The sequence below is a fragment of the Paenibacillus sp. FSL H8-0282 genome (assembly GCF_037963825.1).
Classification (GTDB): Bacteria; Bacillota; Bacilli; order Paenibacillales; family Paenibacillaceae; genus Paenibacillus_AQ; species Paenibacillus_AQ odorifer.
This window is the reverse complement of sequence record NZ_CP150146.1, coordinates 1451783-1462632: the sequence shown is the minus strand read 5'-3', so window position 1 is coordinate 1462632 and position 10850 is coordinate 1451783. Positions and strand designations below refer to the sequence as shown.

6 protein-coding genes are annotated in these 10850 nt (G+C 44.1%); 1 reads left to right on the top strand and 5 read right to left on the bottom strand.

Going from position 1 to position 10850, the window contains the following annotated elements:
* Nucleotides 1–70: 70 nt before the first annotated feature.
* Nucleotides 71–1216: a response regulator gene (locus NST94_RS06395; protein WP_076302180.1), complete on the top strand. Its 1146-nt coding sequence runs from the start codon at nt 71–73 to the stop codon at nt 1214–1216.
* Between the two features lie 67 nt (nt 1217–1283).
* Here the strand turns inward: NST94_RS06395 and NST94_RS06390 are convergent, their stop codons facing one another.
* The 5 genes from NST94_RS06390 to ilvB all read right to left on the bottom strand — a co-directional run bounded on the left by NST94_RS06390 (nt 1284) and on the right by ilvB (nt 10539).
* Complete coding sequence (locus NST94_RS06390; RefSeq protein WP_339281788.1) at nt 1284–5210, bottom strand: collagen binding domain-containing protein; 3927 nt, start codon at nt 5208–5210, stop codon at nt 1284–1286.
* A 287-nt stretch (nt 5211–5497) separates the two neighbouring features.
* On the bottom strand, nt 5498–7039 hold the full coding sequence (locus NST94_RS06385) for a 2-isopropylmalate synthase (protein WP_038569217.1): 1542 nt from the start codon (nt 7037–7039) through the stop codon (nt 5498–5500).
* A 102-nt stretch (nt 7040–7141) separates the two neighbouring features.
* Nucleotides 7142–8134, bottom strand: coding sequence for a ketol-acid reductoisomerase (gene ilvC, locus NST94_RS06380; RefSeq protein WP_036679485.1), 993 nt, complete (start codon nt 8132–8134; stop codon nt 7142–7144).
* 177 nt (nt 8135–8311) lie between these two features.
* Entirely contained in the window at nt 8312–8800 is a 489-nt protein-coding gene (gene ilvN, locus NST94_RS06375) for an acetolactate synthase small subunit (RefSeq protein WP_170914191.1), read from the bottom strand.
* Complete coding sequence (ilvB, locus tag NST94_RS06370; protein WP_036679490.1) at nt 8797–10539, bottom strand: biosynthetic-type acetolactate synthase large subunit; 1743 nt, start codon at nt 10537–10539, stop codon at nt 8797–8799. The genes ilvN and ilvB overlap by 4 nt, the downstream gene beginning before the upstream one ends.
* Between the last annotated feature and the right edge of the window lie 311 nt (nt 10540–10850).

The window sequence follows — 10850 nt, the reverse complement described above, 5'->3', positions numbered from 1 at the left end:
GTGAACCGAAATATCAAGTAAGGATTCGACGTATTTTGGCTAAAATACTATATCTGAGTGGTGATTAATAATGATTCAGGCAATATTAGTTGACGATGAACGGCTTGCCCTTGTGAAATTAGAGTTTATGTTAAAAAAAATACCATCTTTACATATAGCCGCTTCCTATACGGACCCCTCACAGGCCATTCAAGAGGCTCCGTCTTATCATCCTGACGTTATTTTTATTGATATTGAAATGCCAGAAATTAATGGTCTTCAAGCTGCGGAGATGCTCCAAGAGGCCTGTCCAAATGCAAATATTATCTTCGTTACCGCGTATAACCATTATGCTGTGGAGGCTTTTGAGATCAATGCGCTCGATTATATTTTGAAGCCTGTGCGAAATGACCGACTATTGAAAGCTGTCCAGCGGTTAGAAGAAAGATTGTCACTTGCACCAAAACTCATAATTGCAAAAGAAGAGGTAACCATTCGTTGTCTTCAATCGCTTCGTTTTGAACGAGGCGGACAATCTCTGAATAATCTGCGTTGGAGAACCTCTAAGGCCCAAGAGTTATTTGCCTTTTTGCTCCATAATCGCAACCGCTTCGTAAGTAAAGACATGCTGATTGAACTGCTGTGGCCAGACTTCAATCTGAAAAAGGCCTCTACCCATCTCTATACAACAATTTATCAAGTCCGGCAATGCTTAAAGCAGAATGAAGTTGACCTGCATATCAGCAACCTTAGCGGGGGGGAAGGCTATACCCTTGAAACCGGATCAATGTTGATTGATGTAGATAAGTGGGAACAGGGTATCCTGGCTCTGGAAACCATCAGTGAAGTTAATTGTGCGGAGCATCAAGTTTTATTCGAGCTTTATTCTGGAGATTACTATGACGATTATGATTATTTATGGGCTGAAAGTGAGCGGCAACGTCTTCGTACCATTTGGTTGCACCATGCAATGGGCATAGCCCAATTTTATATAGAAAGCAACAGAATTGCCGAGGCCGTTACTGTCTATCAACGAGTAGTGCAGTTACAGCCTTATTTTGAACAAGGGCATTTAGGATTAATGAAGGTCTACGACAGCATTGGAGAACGTTCCGCTGTGGAAGAGCAGTACAAGCTGCTAAAGGGTTTATTCCATCAGGAGCTTAACATTAATCTTCCAGCCAGCGTTGAGCACTGGTACGAGCAATGGGAACAGCTTAACCATAGAGTGCGATGAGCTAAATACCCTATCAAGACATAATAAAGACACCCGGATAAAACCGGGTGTCTTTATTATTACCTTCCTAGTTATTACGTTTGAATCGTCTTGTTAATACAAACCCTAAAAGCACCAGACTTCCACCAGCCAAGTAGATCGGAAACGCGCTGTCTTCTCCTGTTTTCGGAAGCTGAGTCGGTTTATTGCTGTTATTTCCCGGCTCAGTAACTGTACCCTTTGGTACTTCCTCCACATCAATCTCTATGAGGATTTCTTCTTCATTACCATTCTCATCTGTAACAATAATGGTGAACTTATCTTTACCAATATAGCCCGGATCAGGTGTGTAGACCCATTTGCCATCCTTAGTAATAGTCACTTTACCATGTCCCGGCTCATCTCCCAAGCTTGGCACTCCCCCAAGTGGAATTTCACCTTCAATAGGAACATCTTCATTGGTAATCTCTTTCTGCACAGGTGGAGTTACCTGCGGAACAACAGGCGTACTAGTTGCCACAGGCTGGCTTGGAGTAGCTGTTGGCGTAACCGTTGGCGTTGCCGTCGACACTGGCGTTACCATCGGTGTTGGCGAAGGTGTTGCCACCACAACTGGTGTTGCTGTTGGTGTAGAAGTAACGACTACTTCCGGTGTCGGTGATGGTGTCCAGATAGGACCTGTCGGTTCCTCTGGCGTCGACGTTGGTGTTGCTGTCGGTGTCGACGTTGGCGTTGCTGTCGGCGTCGACGTTGGTGTTGCTGTCGGTGTCGACGTTGGCGTTGCTGTCGGCGTCGACGTTGGTGTTGCTGTTGGTGTCGATGTTGGTGTTGCTGTCGGCGTCGACGTTGGTGTTGCTGTCGGCGTCGACGTTGGTGTTGCTGTCGGCGTCGACGTTGGTGTTGCTGTCGGTGTCGACGTTGGCGTTGCTGTTGGCGCTGGCGTTGGTGTTGCTGTTGGCGCTGGCGTTGGTGTTACCGTTGGTGCGGGCGTTACGGTCGGTATAGGCGTTGCTGTTGGTGTCGGAACTTTGTTTTTTACCTCAAGGCTTATCCCTGTCGTCGAAGAAATAGTCACTTCATGTGGTGTTTGATCAAGAACATAACCAGCAGGCGCTGTTTTCTCAATTAATATATATTTCCCACCTGTCAGTTTGGTAAATTCAAGTATCCCGTTTGTATCCGTAGTGCCTTCCTTAATCCAGATCTTATCGGCATCAACTACCCGATACAGATCAAAAACGGCCCCACTTAACACCTTACTCGTATTCCCGTCTTCTACTTTGGTAATCGTCAACGGTCCTCTTACGCCGCTTCCTGTGCCGGAGCCGCTAGAGAGCTTAACGATAATTTCCTCGGTGCTTACACCTGGAACTACCTTGATGTTTTTACCATCGAAACTAACCTTATTGGTTACCTTATCATTGTTTTGTGCTGTGATCAGGGAGTCATATTTCAAAATATAAGCTTCGGAAATATCCTTCAGGAAACTAAGCTTAAAGCTTTCTTTTCCGTCATTATCCGTAGTGATTTCCAGCTTATAATCTGTACCACTCACCAATTCTTGGTTGGTCGATGTTACATCCCCATTACTTGCAACTTTCGTTTTGTAGACATGGAATGTATTGGACAGCAGGATTTGATTGTCGCTTGGAATATCCGTAATTACCGCTTCTTTTACAAAAGATTGGTTACGGTTGATGTAAACCGTCCAATGTATTTTATTGCCATCCTGCGCACCTTCTTTGTTAACGTATTCCCCGCCCTGAGGGATATTAACAGAAGCTTGCAGTTTAGCGGACTCTACTTTCGCACCGTCATATAACGTAGCTGTATTTTTAATTTCATTTGAATCAATCGCTTGATCCGCGAACGTTGTTTTGAAAGTGACGTAGAACGCATAATTAATCGTTTTATTAAATGTCACCTTAAGCTCACTGCCATCCAGCTCCACTTTATAGTCCGCGGAATTCACACTAGCTTGAGGAGAAGGATTTCCATCCTTTCCATACTCCCATTTATTCACTTTCACAGAATCCATATTTACAACTTGGCCAGCTGAAATGGTATCAACCAGTTGAGCTTGGTTTAACGTTTTCTGATTATAATTAGCCCCAATGTTCCAAGTGATTTCCTTAGTTACAGCATTGTAGGAACCACTCTTCTTCCCATTGTTTTTAACCTCATCTCTTGGATTAAAGGTTACGGTCGCTTCTTTATGCTTAGACTCCTGCACCCCATTAACCATTTCTTTCCAATCGAGTGCACCTGTATTAGTGAATTGAGTTTTGCCCGGAGCCAGCCAATCATAGTTAAAGCTTGTTGTATAAGTAATTGTGTAAGGCTCATTTATCGGCGCATTAAAAGTAATCACAAATCCATCGTTTACTGCAACCGGATCATGTGCATTGTAAACAACACTATGGACGGTAGCAGTTCCACCTTTAGTTGGTTGAACCTTTAATGTACCCGGGACAAGCTTTAATCCAGCATTGCCAAAAGTATCTGTCACCACTAGATTTTCCATAGTCTTGCTGTCATCGTTAATTTGGATAGTCCAATCGAGGGTCTTAGTCGCATAATTAACGTTGCTATAATTTTTATGGAGAATTTGCTGCTTGATATCACTGTAACCCGTTTCTGTTTTTCCATCATAAGTAATCTTGTTCGTAATCTTGCCATCATCAAATACTCTGCCATTTGCCTTTGTCTGATATTCAATACGGTAGGCAGAATTTATATCATTGTTAAATTTCAGATCAAAACCATTTAATCCCGTTGCAGTTGTTGGAGTTATTGTATATTCGCTTGAAGCGATTTCCGCGCCTTTAACCCCGTTGCCATTACTGTCGATCGTTACAGGATAAACTTTAACCGAGTTGAGAATTAGATCTTGAGTGTTATTGAATGTATCCTTCAAAATAGCATTTGCCGCTAAAATTGTTTTTTCATTGTAATTGAAATTAACAGCCCAGGAAATCACCTGATTCGCTGCATCGTAATTGGTGGACTCTTTCGATAGTGGTTTGCCACGTCCTACTGTAACTGTAGTGCTAGCCTTTTTAGAAAATCCGTTATCTCCTGTTAAGACTGCCTCATTCAAAAAGGTTTTCGCATCTACACCAGTACCAGTAATATCCGTAGAGAAGCCAATCCGGTAAGCTTTAGTAAGCGGGTTATCCGCAAATTTCAGCTTTAACTCTCCCAAAGTGGATCCTGTCACATCATACTTGCTGCTGTCCACTAGATTGCCAAGACTCACAGTCCCATCGACCTTCACATCAAGCTCATAAACAGCAATAGATACCGTATTCAGTGATAATCCCGCAGGGAGTGTGTCTGTGACCACTGCATTTTTTACGCTTTCCAGTGCCTTATTCACATCAACCGTCCAAGCGATGCTTGTTGGGTTATAATACTGCGGTTTAGGCGAACCGTCTTTTTCTATAGTAGAGCTAACCTTCGGCTTAAAATTAAGCTCAATGGTCTGAGTACCGCCTTGTATCGGGAAAATCAGGGTTTGCTTCGTGGAGCCTGTAATTTTCTTGGAGCTCAAAAGCGACCTAACGGAGAAAGTCCCTCCCACTTTATCGTGGGTTTCGATATAAGCATTAAATGTAAATACAACGCGGTTAGTATTTTTGTCGACGGTATAAGTCCCTACAGGCTCATCGTCAAAAATAAGATCACCATTCAGATCGTTATAAAGTTCAAACTGTGTTGGAAGATCAAAGGTATAGGTGGACCCATCCTTATATCCATGCCCATCTGGAAGTGACCATGTATAGTTCAATTCCGAATAGGAATCAAGTTCATATACGCTTTCTGTAACCGTATTTGTGTATTTATCATCAGTGTATACAGCAAGCGTAACACTAGTAATGAGGTCATCTCCAATTACAGTACCGTTGCCACTCGCATATGCCTGCGAATTGACTCCAAAGCCAAAGCTGTAAGCCCATTGCGTCACAAGCAAGAATACTACGAGCAATGCGCTAATTTTCTTTTTTGATAACATTATTAAAAATGCCTCCTTTATCACTCCGTTTATCGTGCTTTTCCTAAGCTTTATCCTTTGAATCCCGTACTCTACTCCCCCGCATTAACCTCCTTGACTCTTTCTCATGATATAAATTTGCAACCTAACAACTATTGTAAATAGTCCATCTATACATAATCTGAACAGCGTCCTATTGCAGTCTTGGAGATCTTTTTATTGCAAAAAAAAACAGGGATATGCGCAATAACTCGCATATCCCTGTCGTATTTACTACTTAGTGGAAAATAAAAATAACATTGTACATCTTATAGACTAGCGTGATCACGTTTGGTGTAAGTCTTACGCTTCTCCAGAAGCTTGTTCAGCGCATCAATATAAGCGCGGGCACTTGCTTCTAGAATATCGGTGCTAAGTCCACGGCCTTGTGCAGCTACTTCTCCCTGCGAAAGCACCACATGAACCTCACCCTGCGCATCTTTACCACGGGAGACCGATTTAATCGAATAATCTCCAAGGGTAACTTCCTCATTCGTGGCTTTATCAATAGCATTGTAGATGGCATCTACTGAACCATTACCTTCGGCCTCAGCTACAATCGGCTGGTCTTCCGGACCCGCAATAATAACCTTGGCGGTTGGAACAGCTTCATTACCATAAGTAACGAACATCGTTTGCAACTTAAAGACTTCTGGCGTATCAATTAATTTCTCTTCAATCAAAGCCAAAATGTCTTCATCTGATACTTCTTTTTTCTTATCTGCCAAATCCTTAAATCTAGAAAAAGCGGTGTTCAGCTCTTCTTCGGACAAATCATACCCAAGATCACTCAACTTATCGCGGAAAGCGTGCCGTCCAGAGTGTTTGCCGAGTACCAGCTTGCTCTCTTTAAGTCCAATAGTCTCCGGTGTCATGATCTCGTAGGTAGTTTTCTCTTTCAGCATCCCGTCCTGGTGAATACCCGATTCATGAGCAAATGCGTTAGCTCCTACAATCGCTTTATTCCCTGGAACCACCATACCTGTCAGCTTGCTGACCAGACGGCTTGTGCGAGAGATCTCGGATAACGTAAGCGATGTTTTTGCGCCAAAAAATTCAGCCCGTGTCTCAAGCGCTAGCGCAACTTCCTCAATCGCTGTGTTCCCGGCACGTTCACCGATACCGTTGATCGTTCCTTCGATCTGATCTGCACCATTCTGAATCGCAGCCAGCGTATTTGCTGTAGCCATACCAAGATCGTTATGACAATGGGCACTAAGCTGTACGCGTTCAATATCAGGCACATTCTCTTTTAGATATTTAAAGATAGCTCCGTACTCCGAAGGATTCAAATAACCTACAGTATCCGGGATATTAACAACATTAGCGCCTTCCCGGATAGCCATGCCGACCATTTCAGCCATGAAATCATACTCCGTACGTCCCGCGTCTTCTAATGAAAACTCGAGCTTAGGGAAATATTTTTTAGCGTATCGGATAGCAGACTGTGCAGTTTCCAGCACCTGAGCCTTATCCATCCGTAGCTTATGCTGGCGGTGAATAGGAGATGTAGCCAGAAAAATATGAATACAAGGGTCCTGCGCTCCCTGTAGTGCTTCTTTTACAGCATCAATATCTGTCTCTCTAGAACGAGAAAGGCCGATTACCGTGACGTTCTTCACAGCTCTTGCCACCGCATTAACAGAAGCTAGATCACCTGGAGAAGCTGCAGGAAAACCCGCTTCCATGCGATCAATTCCCAGCTTCTCTAACTGGTAAGCGATCTCCACTTTCTCACGCGTGTTGAGGTTCACACCTGGTGACTGCTCTCCATCTCGCAGTGTCGTATCGAACACATAAATTTTCCGCATGCTAAGCACCTCCCAAAAATTGTGCTGAAACTCTCAAATGCGGCTCGCAAAGTCACGGCCGCATTTGAAGGTAATACTATTTAATCATAAGTATGATTATGATTATTTCTTAATCCAGTGCATCATTTCACGCAATTGGCTACCTACAACTTCTACTGGGTGAGCAGCTTCGTTGCGGCGAGTAGCGGTAAGGAAAGCACGTCCGGATTGGTTCTCAAGGATAAAGTCACGAGCGAATTTACCTTCTTGAATATCTGTCAGAACAGCTTTCATAGCTTTTTTAGTATCTTCAGTTACAATGCGTGGTCCAGTTACATAGTCACCGTACTCAGCAGTGTTACTGATGGAATCGCGCATGCTGGACAATCCGCCTTCGTATACCATGTCAACGATCAGCTTCAATTCGTGCAGACATTCGAAGTAAGCCATCTCAGGAGCATATCCTGCTTCAGTCAATGTTTCGAAGCCAGCTTTGATCAGTGCGGATACACCACCGCAAAGTACAGCTTGTTCACCGAACAAGTCAGTTTCGGTTTCTTCACGGAAGGAAGTTTCGATAACCCCTGCGCGTGTACAGCCGATACCTTTTGCATAAGCAAGACCGATTTCTTTAGCTTTTCCAGTTGCATCTTGTTCGATAGCAATCAAGCCAGGAACGCCAAAGCCTTCAACATAAGTACGACGAACCATGTGACCTGGAGATTTTGGTGCTACAAGCAGCACGTCTGCATCTTTAGGAGCAACGATTTGTCCAAAGTGTACGTTAAAGCCGTGGGAGAACATCAAAGCTGCGCCTTTTTTGAGGTTTGGTTCTACTTCATTTTTATATACCGAAGCCTGTGTTTCATCTGGCATTAGGATTTGCACAACATCTGCACGGGATACTGCTTCAGCTACTGGCAATACTTCAAAACCGTCATTTTTCGCAGTTTCAAAAGATTTACCTTCACGAAGACCGATGACAACTTGAAGACCACTGTCACGCAGGTTTTGTGCTTGGGCATGTCCTTGGCTACCGTACCCGATTACCGCAATTGTCTTTCCTTTTAATACACTAAGTTCTGCATCCTGTTCATAGTACGTTGTAACTGCCATTGTCAATATCCTCCTTTAATTTGAGACCCATCATAAAGAGCGGGTGCTTCAAGAGAACTGGAATCATAGAAGATCTAGCTGCTCCTCAAGCTCCCGCTCTTTAGCGGGAAGTTCATTCATATCATATCAGATTAATGCAATCAAGCAGTAATCCGTTAAAGTCGCAAAATAAAATATTTAAGAGTTACCGCGTACCATAGCCGTAATACCCGTGCGAGACAGTTCTCTGATTCCATAAGGTTTCAAAAGCTCGATCATCGCATCAATCTTCACTGTATCTCCAACTACCTGTACTAACAATGTAGTGCTACCAATATCAACAACTGAAGCCCGGAAGGTTTCTACAACGCCCATAATTTCCGGACGCTCACTTGGATCAGCATTCACTTTAATCAGAGCCAGCTCACGAGCAACCATGGGCTTAGATCCAAGATCAACGACTTTAATTACATCAATTAACTTGTAGAGCTGCTTCTCGATTTGTTCAAGCGTATGCTGGTCTCCAAGAGTAACGATAACCATCCGGGACAATCCAACCTCTTCAGACTGGCCAACCGTTATACTCTCAATATTAAATCCGCGGCGACCGAACAAACCCGACACCCGTTGAAGCACACCCGGCTGGTCATTTACGAGTACAGAAATCGTATGTCTTGTCACTGTTATTCATCCCCCATCAGCATATGATCGATGGTTGAACCTTGAGTTACCATCGGATAGACATTCTCGTCTTTTGGAACAACGAATTCTACCAATACTGGACCCGGTGTTTCCAGTGCTTTCTGCCATGCATCACGTGCTTCTTCCTTATTCGTCGCCCGTAGACCTTTTACACCATAGGCCTCAGCCAGCTTAACGAAGTCCGGACTGCCTGCGAGGTCTGTAAAGCTGTAACGTTTATCATAGATAAGATTCTGCCATTGGCGAACCATGCCAAGCACCTGATTGTTAATTACTACAATTTTGACTGGTATATTGTTAATCGCACATATCGCTAGCTCTTGGGAACACATTTGCATGCCGCCATCACCATTAATGGATACTACCAGCCGTTCAGGATGTGCCATCTGTGCACCGATAGCTGACGGGAATCCGAAGCCCATCGTTCCAAGACCGCCTGAAGTAATCCATGAACGCGGATGATTGAACTTATAGTATTGTGCAGCCCACATTTGATGCTGACCAACATCCGTTGTAACAATCGCTTCACCTTTAGTGGTGTCATTGATCATTTCAATCACCCATTGTGGTTTAAGCTCTGTTTCTGAATCCTTATACCGAAGCGGCTGATCTAGCTTCCACTGAGCAATCTGTGTTCTCCAAGCATCAGCATTAGATGCGCGGCCAACCTCAGGATTCAGCATTTCCAATACAGTTTTTACATCGCCTACAATCGGAATATCAGGCGATACATTTTTCCCGATTTCTGCAGGATCGATATCGATATGCACGATTTTGGCTTTTGGCGCGAAGCCGTCCAGTCTGCCAGTAACACGGTCATCAAAACGTGCACCGATATTAATGAGCAAATCGCACTGTTGGATCGCATTATTCGCGGTATACGTACCATGCATACCCGGCATTCCCATCCAAAGTTCTTCTGCACTAGGGAAAGCTCCGAGACCCAGCAAGGTTGTAGTAATTGGAATCTCTGTCCGTTTCACGAATTCGAACATAGCTTCATGTGCTCCGGAGTAAATAACTCCACCACCTGCAATGATGATCGGACGTTCAGCAACCGCAATCGCACGAACCAATTTATCAAGCTGCAGTTTGTTTGGAACTGTACAAGGATTGTAGCCCCGAAGATTCACTGTTTTCACTGGTGTGAACAACGTCTTCGCTGCTGACACGTCTTTCGGAATATCGATCAACACTGGACCTTTACGACCGGTATTCGCCACATGAAAAGCTTCATGTATAACACGCGGGAGATCCTCAACATCTCTTACAAAGTAGCTATGCTTAGTGATTGGCATCGTTATCCCGGTAATGTCTGCTTCCTGGAAAGCATCTGTACCGATCAGGCTGGAGAATACGTTACCTGTGATTACAACCAATGGAGTGGAGTCCATATATGCTGTAGCAATACCTGTTACAAGATTCGTTGCTCCGGGACCTGAGGTAGCTATACATACCCCTGGTTTGCCACTTGCTCTAGCGTAACCGTCAGCTGCATGAATAGCACCTTGCTCATGACGTGTTAACACGTGATTGAAATCCGTAAAACCGTACAATGCATCATAGATGTACAGTACAGCTCCACCCGGATATCCGAATACAGTGTCTACACCTTCTAATACAAGGCTGCGGAGTAATATCTCGGAACCGGAAATGACCTCCGGCTCCATCCATTTTTCTTTTAACTGCTCAGTAGACCGTAATTCCGGTATTTGCGCGCTCATCAGTATTCCTCCTCCGATATTTAACATTCATTATGCAAATGACGGACCGTCCTTTATACATCAGCAAATGGTTCCTTATAAAACAAAAAAACCTTTCGCCTCCCACGCACAGTATTAGCGCGTGAGGGACGAAAGGTTGATCTTCCGTGGTACCACCCATGTTTGCATTACATCTCGCGATGCAACGCCTTATCAGGTATACAAAAATCCATCGATGTAGGCAAGGGCCCTAATCTCTGTAACCTGAAGTCCCTAACGCGGACTAAACGATTTCCCCTAATAATTCCACCACTCTAGCCAGTGGACCTTTC

Coding starts and splice junctions, on each gene's coding strand:
- NST94_RS06395 (WP_076302180.1), top strand. CDS start 71: ATGATTCAGGCAATATTAGTTGACGATGAACGGCTTGCCCTTGTGAAA.
- NST94_RS06390 (WP_339281788.1), bottom strand. CDS start 5,210: ATGTTATCAAAAAAGAAAATTAGCGCATTGCTCGTAGTATTCTTGCTT.
- NST94_RS06385 (WP_038569217.1), bottom strand. CDS start 7,039: ATGCGGAAAATTTATGTGTTCGATACGACACTGCGAGATGGAGAGCAG.
- ilvC (WP_036679485.1), bottom strand. CDS start 8,134: ATGGCAGTTACAACGTACTATGAACAGGATGCAGAACTTAGTGTATTA.
- ilvB (WP_036679490.1), bottom strand. CDS start 10,539: ATGAGCGCGCAAATACCGGAATTACGGTCTACTGAGCAGTTAAAAGAA.